The organism is Pseudogulbenkiania subflava DSM 22618, assembly GCF_900177275.1.
Classification (GTDB): domain Bacteria; phylum Pseudomonadota; class Gammaproteobacteria; order Burkholderiales; family Chromobacteriaceae; genus Pseudogulbenkiania; species Pseudogulbenkiania subflava.
In genome coordinates this window covers 38,287-54,837 of the sequence record NZ_FXAG01000008.1, presented here as the reverse complement: position 1 = coordinate 54,837, position 16,551 = coordinate 38,287, and the positions used below count along the sequence as shown (strand labels likewise).

The window sequence follows — 16,551 nt, the reverse complement described above, 5'->3', positions numbered from 1 at the left end:
ACCCCCCCATTCCTGCTACCCTTGGCGCCACCTCAAATCCGACCCCGGCAGGAGCCAGAACCGACATGCTGACCAGAGAGTTTGTCCTCTCTTTCCGTGAAGCCGCCCCTTACATCAACGCCTTCCGCGGCAAGACTTTCGTCATGGCGATCAACGGCGAAACCGTGCGCGATGGCCGCTTTCCCAGCCTGGCCAAGGACATCCACCTGCTGGTCAGTCTGGGCGTACGCATCGTGCTGGTGCACGGCGCCCGCTGGCAGATCGATGTGCTGGCCCAACGTGCCGGGCATGCCCAGGTTTTCCGGGGCGACAAACGCAGCACCGACAGCCAGACACTGGAGCTGGTCAAGCAGGCGGTAGGCTATACCCGCCACGAGATCGAAGCCGCGCTGTCGTCCAGCATGCGCCATGTCCCGGTGCAGGGCAGCCAATTGCGCGTCGCCAGCGGCAACTTCCTCACTGCCCAGCCGATGGGGGTGATCGAGGGCATGGACATGCAGTACACCGGCAGTGTGCGCCGGGTCGACAGCGAGGCGATGCAGGCGCGCCTCGACGCCGGCGACCTGGTGCTGGTCTCCTGCATCGGCTACTCGCCCACCGGCGAGGCGTTCAACCTGACCATGGAAGAAGTCGCCACCCACATCGCCATCGCCCTGAAGGCGGAAAAACTGCTGTTCATGGTGGACAGCCAGGGCGTCACCAACAGCCAGGGCGAGTTCGCCAGCACGCTCACCGCCCACGAGGCCGAAGCGCTGATCGCCAGCGGCAACCTGCAGGGCGATGTGGCCGCCTACATGCCCTGCGCGGTCCGGGCGGTGCGCCAGGGCGTGGCCCGGGCCCACATGATCGGCCGCTTCGACGACGGCGCCATCCTGGAAGAACTGTTCACCGACGGCGGCAACGGCACCATGCTGGCGCGCGATCCGCTGGTGAAGGTGCGCAACGCGTCGATCGACGACATCGGCGACATCATCGACCTGATCCGTCCGCTGGAAGAACAGGGCATCCTGGTCAAGCGCAGCCGCGAGTTGCTGGAGATGGAGATCAAGTCGTATTCGGTGCTGGAGCACGACGGCAAGATTTTCGGCTGCGTCGCTATGCACCCCTTCCCCGACGCCGGCATGGCGGAACTGGCCTGCCTCGCGGTCTCCCAGCAGAAACGCGACGCCGGCTTTGGCGAGGAGCTGCTCAAGCACGTCGAATACCTGGCGCGCGCGCAGGGACTGGCCTCGCTGTTCGTACTCACCACCCAGACCGCGCACTGGTTCGTCGAGCGCGGCTTCGCCGCCGCCGACATCAGCCAGCTGCCGCTGGGGAAGCAGCGGCTCTACAATTACCAGCGCCGCTCCAAGGTGTTCATCAAGCCCTTGCGCTGAGCCCGTTCTTGGCTGGAAGCCCTGTCATCTCTATGACACAATACGGTAGTAATCTGTTATCCAATTAGCTGCAAGGAAGCGCAATGGCTAGAACCGTCAACTGCATCAAGCTGGGCCGCGAAGCGGAAGGCATGGATTTCCCGCCGCTGCCGGGTGAACTGGGCAAGCGGGTATTCGAGAATGTCTCCAAGGAAGCCTGGCAAGGCTGGCTGCGTTACCAGACCATGCTGATCAACGAAAACCGCCTGAACCTGGCCGACGCCCGCGCCCGCCAGTACCTGGCCGCCCAACTGGAAGCGTACTTCTTCGGCGACGGCGCCGATGCACCGGCAGGCTACACCCCACCAGGCAGCAACTGATCCCGGCAAAGCCCTCCGCGCGAGGGCTTTTTCGTCCCTACAACCAGCGCGAGCCCACTCAACAACCATGTCGCAACAGAACGACCTGCTGCTCAACCGCGAACTCGGACTGATCCAATTCAACCGACGGGTCCTGGCCCAGGCCGAAGACCCTCGCCTGCCGCTCCTGGAGCGGCTGCGCTTCCTGTGTATCGTCTCGTCCAATCTCGACGAATTCTTCGAAGTCCGCATGGCCTGGCTCAACGAGATGGTAGAGACTCAGCCGGATGCGCCGCTGCCGGACGGGATGACGCCACACCAGGCGCTGCGCAAGGTCTCGGAAGCCACCCACACGCTGATCCGCGAACAATACGCGGTGATGCGCGATACCCTGTTCCCGGCGCTGCGCGAGGAAGGCATCCTGTTCCTGCGGCGTATCGACTGGACCGACGAGCAGCGCGAATGGGTCAAGGGTTACTTCGTCCGCGAAGTGATGCCGCTGCTAACGCCGATCGGACTCGACCCCTCGCATCCCTTCCCCAAGGTGCTGAACAAGTCGCTCAACTTCGCCGTGGAGCTGGAGGGCAAGGATGCCTTCGGCCGCCAGTCCGGCATCGCCATCGTGCAGGCGCCTCGCATCCTGCCGCGCGTGATCAAGCTGCCGGAGGAGCTGTCCGACGGCAAGCACCTGTTCGTGTTCCTGTCGTCGATCCTGCACGCCCACGTGCACGAGCTGTTCCTCGGTATGTCGGTCAAGGGCTGCTACCAGTTCCGCGTCACCCGCGACAGCGAGCTGAACGTCGAGGACGAGGACCTGAAGAACCTGCGCACCGCGCTGCAGGGTGAGCTGCGTCAGCGCCAGTTCGGCGAGGGGGTGCGGCTGGAGGTTGCCGACACCTGCCCACAGCACATGCAGGACTTTCTGGTTACCCAGTTCGGACTGGAGCCGGAAAACGTCTATCGTGTCGACGGCCCGGTCAACCTGGTGCGCCTGATGCAGGTGCCGGACCTGGTCGACCGCCCGGACCTGAAGTTCGCCTCGTTCGTGCCGACCCTGCCGGCGGCGCTGCAGAAGAAATCCGGCCTGTTCGACGTGATCCGCCAGGGCGACGTGCTGCTGCATCATCCTTACCAGAGCTTCCAGCCGGTCATCGATCTGTTGAACCTGGCCGCCACCGACCCGCAGGTGGTGGCGATCAAGATGACGGTGTACCGCACCGGCACCGACTCGGTACTGATGGAGTCGCTGATCGCGGCCGCCCGTGCAGGCAAGCAGGTGACGGTGGTGGTAGAGCTGATGGCACGCTTCGACGAGGAAGCCAACATCGGCTGGGCCTCGCGCCTGGAAGACGCCGGCGCGCACGTGGTGTACGGCGTGTTCGGCTACAAGGTGCACGCCAAGATGCTGATGGTGGTTCGGCGCGAGGAGAACGGACTGAAACGCTACGTGCACCTGGGCACCGGCAACTACCATCCACGTACCGCCCGCCTCTACACCGACTTCGGCCTGATCTCCTGCAACGAGCAGCTGGCCAGCGACGTCAACGACCTGTTCATCGAGCTGACCGGACTGGGCAAGGCGAGCAAGCTGAAGCTGCTGCACCAGTCGCCGTTCACGCTGCACAGCATGATCATCGAGGCGATCGACCGCGAGGCCAAGCACGCCAGCGAGGGACGGCCGGCGCAGATCATCGCCAAGATGAATTCGCTGCTGGAGCCGCAGGTGATCAACGCGCTGTACCGCGCCAGCCAGGCCGGGGTGAAGATTCAGCTGATCGTGCGTGGCGTGTGCGCCCTGCGTCCGGGTGTGGAGGGGCTGTCCGACAACATCAGCGTACGCTCCATCGTCGGCCGCTTCCTCGAACACCCGCGCGTGTTCTACTTCTACAACGACCGCGCCGAAGACCTGTACTTCTCCAGTGCCGACTGGATGGGACGCAACTTCTTCCGTCGCATCGAGACCTGCGTGCCGGTGCTCGACCCCAAGATCAAGCGCCGCATGATCAAGGAAGGGTTGCGCATTTACCTCGAAGACAACGTCAACGCTTGGGACATGCAATCGGACGGCAGCTACAAGCGGCGCCATGCGCGCGGCAAGGTGCATTGCGCCCAGCAGACGCTGCTGGACGAGTACGCCGGCTGAACGCGTGTGAAACAATCGGCTGCGCCCCCTCGGGCCGGCCCTGTGATGCTCGCCGTACCGGGGGTACGGCTGTGTTTCCCGAACCGGACCCGGGGCGCGGCGAAGACCGCAGGACATCCCTGAACGAGTTCTTCAACCAGCGCTGGGTTCGGCCAGCCCGACAGAACGCACGGCGGCCGTGGCGGAACTTCGCCACGGCCGCCGTTTCTTATTCATCCGCCCACCGATTACGGAAACGACCTTGGATATTCTGCTCTATGCGCTGTCCGCCCTGCTGGTGCTGGCCGGCCTCGCCGGCACCATATTCCCGGCCCTGCCGGGCCTGCCACTGATGCTGGGCGGCTTCGCGCTGGCCGGCTGGGCGGAGGGGTTCCAGCACGTCGGCGCCGTCACCTTGAGTTTGTTGGCGCTGCTCACCGCCATCGGTCTCGCCGTCGATTTCGTCGCCGGCCTGCTCGGCGCCAAGGCCACCGGCGCCAGCCGCCAGGCACTGTGGGGGGCCTTCCTCGGCAGCCTGGTCGGCTTGTTCTTTGCCCTGCCGGGCGTCATCCTCGGCCCGCTCATCGGCGCGGCCATCGGCGAATTCCTCGCCCGGCGCGACGTCTACCAGGCCGGCAAGGTCGGCCTCGGCACCTTCCTCGGCTTCGTCGTCGGCACCGTCGCCAAGATCGGCTGCGCCTGCGCCATGCTGGCCACGTTTGCGCTGGCGTTCGTGCTCTAAACGCCTGCCCGATCCCGACCACGTTGGCCGAAGCCCACCGTACCAACTCGCCGCGGCTGCGGGTGCCCCACGCGAAGCGCGGGCTTTTGGTAGAATCGGCCGGTTAACGATGCAATCAATCAGCGTGGAACCGTCATGGCCCAATACGTAATGTCTATGCTCCGCGTGAGCAAGATCGTCCCCCCCAAGCGCCAGATCATCAAGGATATCTCGCTGTCGTTCTTCCCCGGCGCCAAGATCGGCCTGTTGGGTCTGAACGGCGCCGGCAAGTCGACCGTGCTCAAGATCATGGCCGGCGTCGACAAGGAATACGACGGCGAGGTGCAGCACCTGGCCGGCGTCAAGATCGGTTACCTGCCACAGGAACCGCAGCTCGACCCGGACAAGACCGTGCGCGAGGAAGTGGAGAGCGGCATGGGCGACGTGATGGGCGCGCAGAAGCGCTTGGAAGAGGTGTACGCCGCCTACGCCGAGCCGGATGCCGACTTCGACGCGCTGGCCGAAGAGCAGGCCAAGCTGGAAGCGATCATCTCGGCCGGTGCCGGCGACAACATCGAACACCAGCTGGAACTGGCCGCCGACGCGCTGCGCCTGCCGCCGTGGGACGCCAAGATCGGCCCGCTGTCGGGCGGTGAGAAGCGCCGTGTGGCGCTGTGCAAGCTGTTGCTGTCGCAGCCCGACATGCTGCTGCTGGACGAACCGACCAACCATCTGGACGCCGAGTCGGTGGAGTGGCTGGAGCAGTTCCTGGTGCGCTTCCCCGGTACCGTGGTCGCCGTGACCCACGACCGCTACTTCCTCGACAACGCCGCCGAATGGATTCTGGAACTGGACCGCGGCGAAGGCATCCCGTGGAAGGGCAACTACTCCAGCTGGCTGGAGCAGAAGGAGGCGCGTCTGGAGCAGGAGGCCAAGCAGGAAGGCGCGCGCATGAAGGCGATGAAACAGGAGCTGGAATGGGTGCGTCAGAACCCGAAAGGCCGCCAGGCCAAGTCCAAGGCCCGTATCGCCCGCTTCGAGGAGCTGTCGAGCTTCGAGCACCAGAAGCGCAACGAGACCCAGGAAATCTTCATCCCGGTGGCCGAGCGCCTGGGCAACGAGGTGATCGAGTTCGACGGCGTGTCCAAGGGCTTCGGCGACCGCCTGTTGATCGACAACCTGTCGTTCAAGGCCCCGCCGGGTGCCATCGTCGGCATCATCGGCCCGAACGGCGCCGGTAAGTCGACGCTGTTCAAGATGATCGCCGGCAAGGAGCAGCCGGACGCCGGCGAGGTGAAGATCGGCCAGACCGTGCAGATGGCCTTCGTCGAGCAGAGCCGCGAGGGCCTGGAGGCCGACAAGACGGTGTTCGAGGACGTGTCCGGCGGCGCCGACATCCTCAACGTCGGCAAGTTCGAGATGTCGAGCCGGGCGTACCTGGGCCGCTTCAACTTCAAGGGCGGCGACCAGCAGAAGAAGGTCGGCATGCTGTCCGGCGGCGAGCGCGGCCGCCTGCACCTGGCCAAAACCCTGCTCAAGGGCGGCAACGTGCTGCTGCTCGACGAACCGTCCAACGACCTCGACGTGGAAACCCTGCGCGCGCTGGAAGACGCCCTGCTGGAATTCGCCGGCACCGTGTTCGTGATCTCGCACGACCGCTGGTTCCTCGACCGTATCGCCACCCACATCCTGGCGGCGGAAGGCGAGTCGCAGTGGACCTTCTTCGACGGCAACTACCAGGAGTACGAGGCCGACAAGAAGAAACGCCTGGGCGAGGAAGGCGCCAAGCCCAAGCGTATCCGCTACAAGCCGATCACGCGCTAAGCCCCGCTTCTTCGGCCAACCCCGTTCCGCCCATGGCGCAACGGGGTTTTTTTACATGCGCACAAATCGTAACAATTGACCATGCCAAGGGACTTTAAAGCGATGACGAAACGTGCCTAGAATGGGTTGTCTTTTTGCGAAGGGGGTACCTCCCCCGCCGTGAAAGGTGTGCAGGCTCAGGACCCGTTCACGCCCCGACGCGAGCGGCCCTCAGCGGAGCGGAAGAGCAGCCCGGACACCGCCATGCGCCGATCAGCGCAGCAGGATTCGAGCCGCGCTCAGCCCCGGTCTGGGACGCGCCGCCAGTTCGTAAGCAGGTTCCCACAAGGTGCGCTGGCATGGCACCCGGCCGCGATACAGCCACAATACGCAGAGGAGCTTCCTCATGGAAAACCAATACCCATTCCTGCCCACCATTGCGCTGCCGCCCACCACCGACCTCATCCGGCTCGACGCACGTCCACGACGCTCGGTCACGCTGGACAGCGCCGCGCTCGAGGTGATGACCGACCTGAAATTGGTCGATCCGGTCAGCGTGCACGAAGACGCCTCGCTCGACGACGCCCACCGCGCCATGATCGGCCGCGGCATCCGCTTGCTGTTCGTCACCGACGCTGCCGGCCACCTCACCGGTCTGGTCACGGCCACCGACCTGCTGGGCGAGCGGCCGATGCAGTGCATGCTCGGGCACGGCAAGCGCCGCGCCGACTTGCTGGTACGCGACGTGATGACGCCCCGTGTCGAACTCGAGGCGCTGAAGCTGGAAGACGTCGCTTCGGCCAAGGTCGGCCACATGGTCGCCACCATGAAGCAGCACGGTCGCCAGCACGCGCTGGTGGTCGAGCTCAATTCGGAGACCGGCCACTACGAGGTGTGCGGCCTGTTCTCGACCTCGCACATGGCACGCCGGCTTGGCATCTCGCTCAACTTCATCCGCGTCCCGCAGGCTTTCTCCGAAATCCAGCACTCGCTGCTGCACGAAAGCTGAGCCGACGACACACACCCTACCAAGGCAGCCGCGGGCTGCCTTTTTTCATGCCCGGTGCGCCGCCGCAGCGTGGCGCCCGCACGGGAGCTCCCCCAGCGCCCTTCCCCAAAACCGCCCGGATTGCATCCGCCAGCGTGCCGGGCATAGGGCTCATGGGCATGAATTTATCTCATGCCCCAATGGCCATAAATCATTTGTTCCCGCAGACGAGCGTCCCTTAGCCTAACTGCATCGGCTGACACCGCCGACGACCAAGGGAGAAAACGATGTCCTGCAAAAAAGTACTCACGCTGACCCTGCTGTGCGCCCTGCCCTGGCTGGCCCAGGCCCAGACCGTGCGCATCGTGACCGATGCCAGCTACCCGCCGTTCTCCAAGATGAACCCGGACGGCAGCATCACCGGCTTCGATCCGGACATCACCCGCGCGCTGTGCGCCGAGGCCAAGCTCGAGTGCGAGCTGAAGGCGATGGACTTCGACGGCATCATCCCGGCGCTGCAGGCCAAGAAATTCGACGCGGCTATCGCCTCGATGAGCATCACGCCGGAGCGCGCCAAGGTGGTCGACTTCAGCGACATGTACTTCAAGATTCCCGGGCGCCTGATGGCCAGGGAAGGCACCCAGATCAACGATGCCTGGTTCAAGGGCAAGAAGATCGGCGTGCTGCGCAGCTCGACCCAGATGCAGGAAGCCACCGCCAAGTGGGCGCCGAAGGGCAGCCAGATCAAGGTCTACAGCAAGATCACCGACGCCTTCCTCGACCTGACCGGGCAGCGCCTCGATGCCGTCTACCTTGACGCCACCATCGGCGAGTCGGACTTCCTGCAAAAGCCGATGGGCAAGGGCTTCGCCTTCGTCGGCCCGGTCTACAACGACCCCAAGTACTACATGGGCGCGGCGATGGCGGTCGGCAAGGGCAACAAGGAATTGCGTGCCAAGCTGAATGCGGCGCTGAAGCAGATTCTTGGCAACGGCACCTACAAGCAGATCCAGGCCAAGTACTTCAGCTACGACATCTACCCCTTCAAGTAATCCCGGGTTCCGTTCCTGACCTTGCGGCCGGTGCCTTCCGCGTGCCGGCCGCCGAAAGCCCCTGCCATGACCAAGACCGCCTACGTTGAAATCCACCTGCCCGCGCTGCGCCGCAATTACGCTCTGGCCAAGACGCTGGCCGGTACGGCGCGGGTGTGGGCCGTACTCAAGTCGGATGCCTACGGCCACGGCCTGACGCGCGTGGCGCTGGCACTGCCGGACGCCGACGGCTTCGCGCTGATCCAGCCGGACGACGCCGTGACGCTGCGCCACGCCGGCATCGGCGCGCCGATCCTGCTGCTGGAAGGCGCGCTGGAGGAAGGCGATGTCGATACCGCCGTGCAGCACCGCCTTGAGCTGGTGCTGCGCTCGGAACACCAGCTGCAGTGGCTGCTCAAGAAGGCGCAGCCCGTCACGGCCTGGGTCAAGGTCAACACCGGCATGAACCGCTTCGGCTTCAACCCGGAGCGGGCGCTGGCGGTGGTGCGCCAGCTGCAGGCGACGCCGTTCTGCCGCGTCGCCGGGCTGATGACCCACTTCGCCTGCGCCGACCAGCTCGGCACCCCGCTGGACGAGCCCTGGCGGCGCTTCATGCAGGTGGTCGACGCCACCGGCCTGCCGTTCACCGCCGCCAACAGCGCGGCGTTGCTGCGCGAAACGTGCACTCACGGCGCCGTGGCGCGGGTCGGCGGTCTGCTCTACAACAACAATCCGTTCTACCCCGACACCCGGCTGTGGCCGGCAGCGGCCGAACCGGTGATGCGTTTCGCCGCGCGCATCGTGCACGTCGGCATGCTCCAGGCCGGCGAGAGCATCGGCTACGGCGCCGCCTTTACCGCCCGCCACGACATGCGCATCGGCATCGTCGGGGCCGGCTACGGCGACGGCTACCCGCGCGCCGCCCCCTCCGGCACACCGGTGCAGGTGAACGGCCAACGTGCGGCGCTGCTGGGACGGGTGGCGATGAACGTGCTGGCCATCGATCTCTCCGCCCTGCCGGAGGTGCAGATCGGCGACGAGGTCACGCTGTGGGGCGCGCCGGGGCTGAGTTGCGACGAGATCGCCTGGCGCTGCGGCACCATCAGCGAAGAACTGCAGTGCGCATTGACGAGCCGGGTGCCGATCCGGCAGATTGTGGCGGACGCCACCGTATCCGCCATCCCTGATGAACAAACTGCCCCCGCTCAATGCCTTGCGCATCTTTGAAGCGGTTGCCCGGCTGCAAAGCTTCACCAAGGCCGCCGAGGCCCTCTACCTGACGCAAAGCGCGGTCAGCCACCAGATCCGCAAGCTGGAAGAACACTTCGGCTTCCCGCTCCTGGTGCGCGGCCAGCGCGGCATCGACCTGACGCCGGAAGGCGCGATCCTGCAGCACAGCGTGCACGACGCCCTGCTGCAGATCGACCAGACCTGCGACCAGCTCAGCCAGCGCCACCACGCCATCCGCATCAAGTCGCCGCCGTCGATCGCGGTGCGCTGGCTGGTGCCGCATCTACAGGCCTTCAAGCAGCAGTTCCCCGACCTCGACATCAGCGTCAGCACGGTATGGGAGGAAAAGCCGGCGTTCGACTGGGGGCTGTTCGACCTCGCCATCCAGTACGGTGTCGGCGACTGGCCCGGCGTCACGGTCGAGCTGCTGCACCGCGAGCAGTTGGTCCCGGTCGCGGCGCCGGCGCTGCTGCAGGGCCGCCCGGGTCTGACGCCGGACGACCTGACCACGCAGACGCTGATCCACTCGACGCGCGACCGCCACGATTGGCGGCTGTGGCTGGGGCTGCCCGCGGGCGAGTGGCCCAAAGGGCAGAAGGAATTGCTGTTCGACGCCGACGTGATGGCGGTGGAGGCCGCGCGCTGCGGGCTCGGCGTGGCGCTGATCGATCCCTTTCTGGTGCAGGATGCGCTGGGCAACGGCAGCCTGCTGATGCCGCTGCAGCGCACCGTCCAGACCGGCAAAGCCTATTATCTGGTGCGCCCCCCGCACGAGCGCCACTCGCGTCGCCTGCAGCCGCTGGTGGAGTGGCTGCAGAACGCCGCCTGAGCACGCCCGGGCCCCGCCACATGATTGTGCTGCCCTGCACCGCCCCGGCTTGGTAAAATGCGCGCCAACCCGCCTTTTTTCAGGATTCCAGCGTGAGCGCCATCCCCGACATCAAGCCTGGGCAGTCGATCGAACTGCTCAAGGAACTGCACATCCTCACCCGCGACGGCAAGCTCAACCAGGACAGTCGCCGCAAGCTGAAACAGGTCTACCACCTCTATCAGTTCATCGAGCCGTTGCTGGCCGACGTACTGGCCGAGGGCCGCGAGCTGACGCTGGCCGACCACGGCGCCGGCAAGTCCTACCTCGGTTTCATCCTGTACGACCTGTTCCTCAAGGAAAAGAACGCCGGCCACGTCTACGGCATCGAGACCCGCGCCGAGTTGGTCGCCCGCTCGCGCGAACTGGCCGAGCGGCTGGCGTTCCCGCGCATGTCCTTCCTCGACCTGACGGTGGAGCAGTCGATCACCTCGCCGCTGTTGCCGGAGCGCATCGACGTGGTCACCGCGCTGCACGCTTGCAATACCGCCACCGACGACGCCATCAAGTTCGCGCTGGCCAAGCAGGCGCGCTTCATCGTGCTGGTGCCGTGCTGCCAGGCCGAGGTGGCCTCGGTGCTGCGCAAGAACAAGAACCAGAGCTTCGGCCTGACGCCGCTGTCGGAAATCTGGCGCCACCCGATCCACACCCGCGAATTCGGCAGCCAGCTCACCAACGTGCTGCGCTGCCTGCAACTGGAGGCGCACGGCTACCAGCTGACGGTGACCGAACTGGTGGGCTGGGAGCATTCGATGAAGAACGAGCTGATCATCGCCCGCTACACTGGCGCACCGCGCAAGAACGCCGAGCAACGCCTGGAAAGCATCCTGCAGGAACTCAACCTGGACGAATTGCGCGAACGTTTCGTCTACTGAGGCCCGTCCCCGTTCTTCGGCCAACCTTGCGCACGAGCGACAAGGTTGGCCGAAGAACGCCCCCGCCAGCCCAGGGCAAGTCCGGCCCCCTTCCCGCCTCTCCCCATCCGTGCACGACTGCCTCGTCAGCATCAGCCTCTCCCTCCGGCCACCCTGGCACTATCATCCCCGCGCCAGCGCCATCCTCCGTGACAAAAAAATGGCCATCCGCATGGATGGCCCAGTCTAGGGAGGAGGAGAAAACCCGGGGGACACGCGCCTGCGCGCAGTGTCCGGAAATTGGTCGGGATTGCCGTTGTCAGTAGCGGCTCTGACCGTCGTGGCGCTGGTAGCGGATCGCCTCCGACAGCGCGTGCTCGCTACGCTCCAGGTCGCGCTGCTCGGGGCGCGACAGATAACCGTCGGCCAGATAATCGCGCCGCTTGGCCCTGAGATCGTCCAGTTGGCGTTGCAGGCGGCGCGCCTCCCACCGGGTCAGCGACCCATCCTGCACGCCATGATCGATGCGTACCTGGTAAGGGCGGTAAGACGGATAAGACTGGTAGTAGCCATGATCGGGCTGATTCCAGCGATCCCCCGCGCCATCCCTGGCAAACGCCGCCAGCGGCAACAGGGACAAAGCAACAAGCAAGGCACGTTTCATGGTGGGATTCCTTGGTAGTGAGAACGTGCTTGCAGTGTAGGAGGCAAGTTTGTCTGATCTGTGTCGCTCCGCGCCGTGCTTGTTAAAAGATGTTAAACGGCCCTGGGCGATCCGCAACGCCCAATCGGACCCGCATCGGCACACCCGCCAGAGGGAAAGGAATGCAGGCGAACGTGCGTAACAGGCGCACGCCGCAGGAGAAACAGCGAGGGAAAAGTACGGCTGCCGCCCCTCCCACCACACAAAGACATGGCGATGGGAAGGGGGCACGGCGCGGCGACAGGGCGCGGACGCCCCCGCCGCGCCGCCTCAGCGCCGCCAGACCAGCCGGCTGACGGTGCGCGAGACGTGGATGCTGGTATCGTCGACCCAGCGCGCGTAGGGCAGCGAGCACAGATAGATCGCCGCCACCGACGCCGCCAGGCTCGACAGCGAGGCGCCGGTGTAGGACAAGGTCGGGCGCAGGGCGTTGAACACCAGTGGCGCCACCGTGGCCAGCACCAGCATGTGCAGCAGGTAGGCCGAGAACGACATGCGGCCGAGCCAGGCCATGGCGCGCCCGGAAAGACGCTGCCCCAGCCACGGGCTCTTCAGCACCGCGCCGACGATCAGCATGCCACCCAGCTCATTCGCCAGATCGTAATTGGCCAGCGGCTCGCCGCGCCAGGACAGATCCAGGTTGCGCTCGATGAAATTGTAGGAACTGCTCGCTTCGTGATACCCCACGAGATACAGCCCGGCCAGCAGCGAGGACAGGGCCAGCACGCGGTTATCGACGGTCCACTCGCCCGCCGCCAGCCAGAGGCCGAACACGAACAGCGCGTAGTACACGCCGTTGCCCGGCACCAGCAACAGGCAGCCCAGCGCCGCGACGGGTAACAGCCAGTCCGGACGCGGCCAGCGATCGAGCAGCGCGGCCAAGGCGTACACGAGCAGCGAACCGAAGAACTCGATGCGCATCGTCCACAACGCCCAGTTGTAGTCCGCCGCCCCCCACAGGATGGTATCCACCGAGCCCTGCTCCACGGCGTTCCCCAGCGAGAAATCAAAGGCGCCGAACAGGCGGATCCACTCGCCCAGCGCATGCCGGTCGACCCGCGGCAAGGCGAAGGCGAACACCGCCCAGGCCAGCAGGCAGCTGATCAGGATCGGCAGCATCAAGCGGAAGTAGCGGCGCACCACCATGCCGGGCAGGGCCTGCAGCAGCCCGTCCCGGCCCAGCACGCTGCGCCCCAGCACAAAGCCGCTCAGGACGAAGAACACGCACACCGCGCCCGAGCCGGAATACACGAAGCCGAAAGGCGAATTGAACACCCAGCGCTCAAAACCGGAGCGCAGTTGGTCGAAATCACCGTGCAGGTAAGGCCAGAAAGTCAGGGATGCGTGGGAAAAAATGACTGCCAGCGCCGCCAAGCCTCGAACAGCCTCGACGGCCAAATTCTTGTTGCTCATGGATACAGAATGATCGGAGACATAAACAAAACAACACATTATAAGGCCTGCGCCCGCAAGCCACAGCGTAAACTTGATGCGACGGTGTCTGGCGAGGGAGCGGCGCTTGCCCTGGCCCGAGCATTACCCTACTCTTGCGCCAGTTCTTCAGCCTTACGAGTTCCTCATCGTGCCGAAACGCCGCTACGCCCTGTCCCTGCTGTTCACCGTCAGCCTGGCCGGCTGCGCCAGTCCCACCACTCCGCAGAGCCAGCCATCCTCCGCCCCCCTCGTCGTGCCACCGGATGGCTACCCGCAGCCGGACAACACGGCGTCGGCGCCGCTGGAACAGCCTCCGGTAGAAACCCCGCTGACCATCACGCCGCCGGCCGTTGGCAAGCCCGTCACGGTGATACCGCGCGTGCCGCCGATCAGCGAAGCGCAAGGCCGCGCCACCCTGGACAAGGTCCTGCCCGCCAGGATACGCGACCGCGCCGGCTGGGCCGAAGACCTCTTCGACGCCTTCACCGCCCTGAAGTTGCCCTATACCACCGAAAATTTCTGCGCCACCGCCGCCGTCATCGAACAGGAGTCGAGCTGGCAGTCCGACCCGACGGTGCCGGGGCTGCCCAAGATCGTCTGGGGCAAGATCGGGGAAAAGGCCGCCGGCTACCACATCCCCCTGCCGCTGGTGAAAACGGCCCTGCTCAAGCCCTCGCCCAACGGCCACAGCTACAAGGAGCGCATCGACACGCTGCGCACCGAAAAGCAGATGAACGAACTGTACGAAGACATGTCGGCGGAGGCCGAGAAGATCGGCTTTCCCACCATCATGAAAAAGAATCCGATCCGCACCGGCGGACCGATGCAGGTCAGCGTGGAGTTTGCCGAAGCCCACGTCCGCGCCTGGCCCTACCCCTACTCGCGCCGGACCAGCCTGCGCAACGAAGTATTCACCCGCCGTGGCGGCGTGTATTTCGGCAGCGCCATCCTGCTGCAATACCCGGCCCCGTACAAGGACATGCTGTACCGCTTCGCAGATTTCAACGCCGGTCGCTACAGCAGCCGCAACGCGGCATTCCAGGCGGTCATCAGCCGGCTCAGCGGGCGGCGCCTGGCACGCGATGGCGACCTGCTGAGCTATGAAAACGGCCAGGCCAGCGGCGGCAACACCTTGAACGCCCTGCAGGCACTCGACAACCGGCTGGGCATGAGCGACAACGCCATCATGCGCGATCTGAAACAGGAAAAACTGGCCACCTTCGGCCAGACCGAGCTGTACCGCAAGGTGTATGCCTTGGCCGACCTGCTCTACGGCGGCCAAGCACCACGCGAACAGTTGCCGCAGATCGACCTGAAAAGTCCCAAGATCACGCGCAAGCTGACCACCGAGTGGTTTGCCGAGCGAGTGAACGGACGCTATCAGACCTGCCTGCAACGCGCGGCGCATTAACCGAGAGGAAGGCCGGGGCACCACAGGTGCCCTGGCTTGATACGGCACACGATACCGGGCAAGGCGCCCGCTCGCAGGCCGAGAGAAAAACAAAAAAGCCAACCCGAAGGTTGGCTTTTTTGTTGAAACTGGCGTCCCCACGGGGATTCGAACCCCGGTCGCCGCCGTGAAAGGGCAGTGTCCTAGGCCTCTAGACGATGGGGACATTGGCGCATCCGGAGCGATTCGAACGCCCGACCCTCTGGTTCGTAGCCAGATACTCTATCCAACTGAGCTACGGATGCGCTGTCTGGCGGAGAAAGAGGGATTCGAACCCTCGATACAGGTTTAAGCCCGTATGCTTCCTTAGCAGGGAAGTGCCTTCGACCACTCGGCCATTTCTCCGTGAGAGAGACGCCATATTAAAGATGACGCCCCACCCTGTCAACCCCCTGTTATCAGGCTTCGGCCGCCTGATCGAGGCCGAAGGCCTTGTGCAGCACGCGCACGCCCAGCTCGAGGTATTTCTCGTCGACCAGCACCGACACCTTGATTTCCGAGGTGGAGATCAGCTGGATGTTGATGCCCTCTTCGGCCAGGGTGCGGAACATGGTCGAGGCGATGCCGCAGTGCGAGCGCATGCCGACACCGACGATGGAGATCTTGGCAACCTTGTCGTCGGCGTCGATCTTGGCGGCGCCGATGTGGGTCTGCACGTCGCGCAGGATGCCCAGGGTGCGCTGGAACTCGCCACGCGGCACGGTGAAGGAGAAATCGGTGGTGCCGTTCTCACCCACGTTCTGGATGATCATGTCCACTTCGATGTTGGCGTCGGCGATCGGGCCCAGGATCTGGTAGGCGATGCCCGGCTTGTCCGGCACGCCCTTCACGTTGATGCGCGCTTCGTTACGGTCAAATGCGATGCCTGCTACTACGGCCTTTTCCATGTTTTGGTCTTCCTCGAACGTGATCAGTGTGCCTTCCCCTTCCTCTTCGAAACTGGAGAGTACACGCAGCCGAACCTTGTACTTGCCGGCAAATTCTACCGAGCGTATCTGCAACACCTTGGAGCCCAGGCTCGCCATCTCGATCATTTCCTCGAAGGTAATGGTCTTGAGGCGGCGTGCTTCCGGCACCACGCGCGGGTCGGTGGTATAGACGCCGTCGACGTCGGTGTAGATCTGACACTCGTCTGCCTTGAGGGCGGCGGCCAGCGCCACGGCCGAGGTGTCGGAACCGCCACGGCCCAGCGTGGTGATGCTGCCCAGCTCGTCGACGCCCTGGAAGCCCGCCACGATGACGACCTGACCGGCATCGAGATCGGCGCGCATGGCCGCGTCGTCGATCGACTGGATGCGGGCCTTGCTGTGCGAGCTGTCGGTCACGACCGGCACTTGCCAGCCGCAGTAGCTCTTGGCCGGCACGCCGATTTCCTTCAGCGCCATGGCCAACAGGCCGATGGTAACCTGCTCGCCGGTCGACACGAGCACGTCGAGTTCGCGCGCGTCCGGGTACTCCTGGATGTCCTTGGCCAGACCGATCAGGCGGTTGGTTTCGCCGCTCATGGCGGAAACCACGATAACCAGATCATGCCCCTGAGCCTTCCATTTGGCGATGCGCCGGGCGACATTCTTGATACGCTCGGTGGTGCCCACCGAGGTGCCGCCGTACTTCTGTACGATGAGTGCCATGC

The 16,551-nt window shown here is 64.9% G+C and carries 13 protein-coding genes, 3 tRNA genes and 1 pseudogene; 11 read left to right on the top strand and 6 right to left on the bottom strand.

Annotated elements, in window-relative coordinates:
* Positions 1 to 65: 65 nt before the first annotated feature.
* From argA to B9N72_RS09010, 10 genes and pseudogenes are all read left to right on the top strand, one after another.
* Positions 66 to 1,376: an amino-acid N-acetyltransferase gene (gene argA, locus B9N72_RS09055; RefSeq protein ID WP_085276088.1), complete on the top strand. Its 1,311-nt coding sequence runs from the start codon at positions 66 to 68 to the stop codon at positions 1,374 to 1,376.
* A gap of 83 nt (positions 1,377 to 1,459) precedes the next feature.
* On the top strand, positions 1,460 to 1,735 hold the full coding sequence (locus B9N72_RS09050) for an oxidative damage protection protein (protein WP_008954888.1): 276 nt from the start codon (positions 1,460 to 1,462) through the stop codon (positions 1,733 to 1,735).
* A gap of 64 nt (positions 1,736 to 1,799) precedes the next feature.
* A pseudogene (gene ppk1, locus B9N72_RS09045) lies at positions 1,800 to 3,857 on the top strand (polyphosphate kinase 1); the annotation flags it as partial.
* 241 nt (positions 3,858 to 4,098) lie between these two features.
* The gene (locus B9N72_RS09040; RefSeq protein ID WP_085276086.1) at positions 4,099 to 4,578 is read left to right on the top strand and encodes a DUF456 domain-containing protein; all 480 of its coding nucleotides are present in this window, start codon (positions 4,099 to 4,101) and stop codon (positions 4,576 to 4,578) included.
* A gap of 135 nt (positions 4,579 to 4,713) precedes the next feature.
* On the top strand, positions 4,714 to 6,381 hold the full coding sequence (ettA, locus tag B9N72_RS09035; RefSeq protein ID WP_085276085.1) for an energy-dependent translational throttle protein EttA: 1,668 nt from the start codon (positions 4,714 to 4,716) through the stop codon (positions 6,379 to 6,381).
* A gap of 385 nt (positions 6,382 to 6,766) precedes the next feature.
* Positions 6,767 to 7,369, top strand: coding sequence for a CBS domain-containing protein (locus B9N72_RS09030; RefSeq protein WP_085276084.1), 603 nt, complete (start codon positions 6,767 to 6,769; stop codon positions 7,367 to 7,369).
* A gap of 266 nt (positions 7,370 to 7,635) precedes the next feature.
* Positions 7,636 to 8,400, top strand: coding sequence for a transporter substrate-binding domain-containing protein (locus B9N72_RS09025; protein WP_085276083.1), 765 nt, complete (start codon positions 7,636 to 7,638; stop codon positions 8,398 to 8,400).
* A 66-nt stretch (positions 8,401 to 8,466) separates the two neighbouring features.
* A complete protein-coding gene (gene alr, locus B9N72_RS09020; RefSeq protein WP_085276082.1) occupies positions 8,467 to 9,606 on the top strand; it encodes an alanine racemase in 1,140 nt (379 codons plus the stop codon).
* Positions 9,566 to 10,438 carry a LysR substrate-binding domain-containing protein gene (locus B9N72_RS09015; protein WP_085276081.1) on the top strand — a complete coding sequence of 291 codons (873 nt, stop codon included), beginning with the start codon at positions 9,566 to 9,568 and terminating at the stop codon, positions 10,436 to 10,438. Before alr ends, B9N72_RS09015 begins: the two co-directional genes overlap by 41 nt.
* Before the next feature lie 92 nt (positions 10,439 to 10,530).
* Positions 10,531 to 11,352: a class I SAM-dependent methyltransferase gene (locus B9N72_RS09010; protein ID WP_085276080.1), complete on the top strand. Its 822-nt coding sequence runs from the start codon at positions 10,531 to 10,533 to the stop codon at positions 11,350 to 11,352.
* 298 nt (positions 11,353 to 11,650) lie between these two features.
* On the opposite strand, the gene B9N72_RS09005 is transcribed toward B9N72_RS09010, so the two are convergent.
* Positions 11,651 to 11,995 carry a hypothetical protein gene (locus B9N72_RS09005; protein ID WP_085276079.1) on the bottom strand — a complete coding sequence of 115 codons (345 nt, stop codon included), beginning with the start codon at positions 11,993 to 11,995 and terminating at the stop codon, positions 11,651 to 11,653.
* A gap of 309 nt (positions 11,996 to 12,304) precedes the next feature.
* Entirely contained in the window at positions 12,305 to 13,447 is a 1,143-nt protein-coding gene (locus B9N72_RS09000) for an acyltransferase family protein (RefSeq protein ID WP_234985931.1), read from the bottom strand.
* A gap of 169 nt (positions 13,448 to 13,616) precedes the next feature.
* Here B9N72_RS09000 and B9N72_RS08995 point away from each other — a divergent pair, with 169 nt between their 5' ends.
* A complete protein-coding gene (locus B9N72_RS08995; RefSeq protein WP_085276077.1) occupies positions 13,617 to 14,879 on the top strand; it encodes a DUF1615 domain-containing protein in 1,263 nt (420 codons plus the stop codon).
* A 129-nt stretch (positions 14,880 to 15,008) separates the two neighbouring features.
* Here the strand turns inward: B9N72_RS08995 and B9N72_RS08990 are convergent.
* From B9N72_RS08990 to B9N72_RS08975, 4 genes are all read right to left on the bottom strand, one after another.
* Positions 15,009 to 15,084: transfer RNA gene (locus tag B9N72_RS08990), tRNA-Glu, on the bottom strand.
* Between the two features lie 2 nt (positions 15,085 to 15,086).
* A tRNA-Arg gene (locus tag B9N72_RS08985) sits at positions 15,087 to 15,163 on the bottom strand.
* Between the two features lie 6 nt (positions 15,164 to 15,169).
* Positions 15,170 to 15,263 (bottom strand) — tRNA-Ser (locus B9N72_RS08980).
* Between the two features lie 53 nt (positions 15,264 to 15,316).
* A complete protein-coding gene (locus tag B9N72_RS08975) occupies positions 15,317 to 16,549 on the bottom strand; it encodes an aspartate kinase (RefSeq protein ID WP_085276076.1) in 1,233 nt (410 codons plus the stop codon).
* Positions 16,550 to 16,551 lie beyond the last annotated feature (2 nt).

Coding starts and splice junctions, on each gene's coding strand:
- argA (WP_085276088.1), top strand. CDS start 66: ATGCTGACCAGAGAGTTTGTCCTCTCTTTCCGTGAAGCCGCCCCTTAC.
- B9N72_RS09050 (WP_008954888.1), top strand. CDS start 1,460: ATGGCTAGAACCGTCAACTGCATCAAGCTGGGCCGCGAAGCGGAAGGC.
- ettA (WP_085276085.1), top strand. CDS start 4,714: ATGGCCCAATACGTAATGTCTATGCTCCGCGTGAGCAAGATCGTCCCC.
- B9N72_RS09030 (WP_085276084.1), top strand. CDS start 6,767: ATGGAAAACCAATACCCATTCCTGCCCACCATTGCGCTGCCGCCCACC.
- B9N72_RS09025 (WP_085276083.1), top strand. CDS start 7,636: ATGTCCTGCAAAAAAGTACTCACGCTGACCCTGCTGTGCGCCCTGCCC.
- alr (WP_085276082.1), top strand. CDS start 8,467: ATGACCAAGACCGCCTACGTTGAAATCCACCTGCCCGCGCTGCGCCGC.
- B9N72_RS09015 (WP_085276081.1), top strand. CDS start 9,566: ATGAACAAACTGCCCCCGCTCAATGCCTTGCGCATCTTTGAAGCGGTT.
- B9N72_RS09005 (WP_085276079.1), bottom strand. CDS start 11,995: ATGAAACGTGCCTTGCTTGTTGCTTTGTCCCTGTTGCCGCTGGCGGCG.
- B9N72_RS09000 (WP_234985931.1), bottom strand. CDS start 13,447: ATGAGCAACAAGAATTTGGCCGTCGAGGCTGTTCGAGGCTTGGCGGCG.
- B9N72_RS08975 (WP_085276076.1), bottom strand. CDS start 16,549: ATGGCACTCATCGTACAGAAGTACGGCGGCACCTCGGTGGGCACCACC.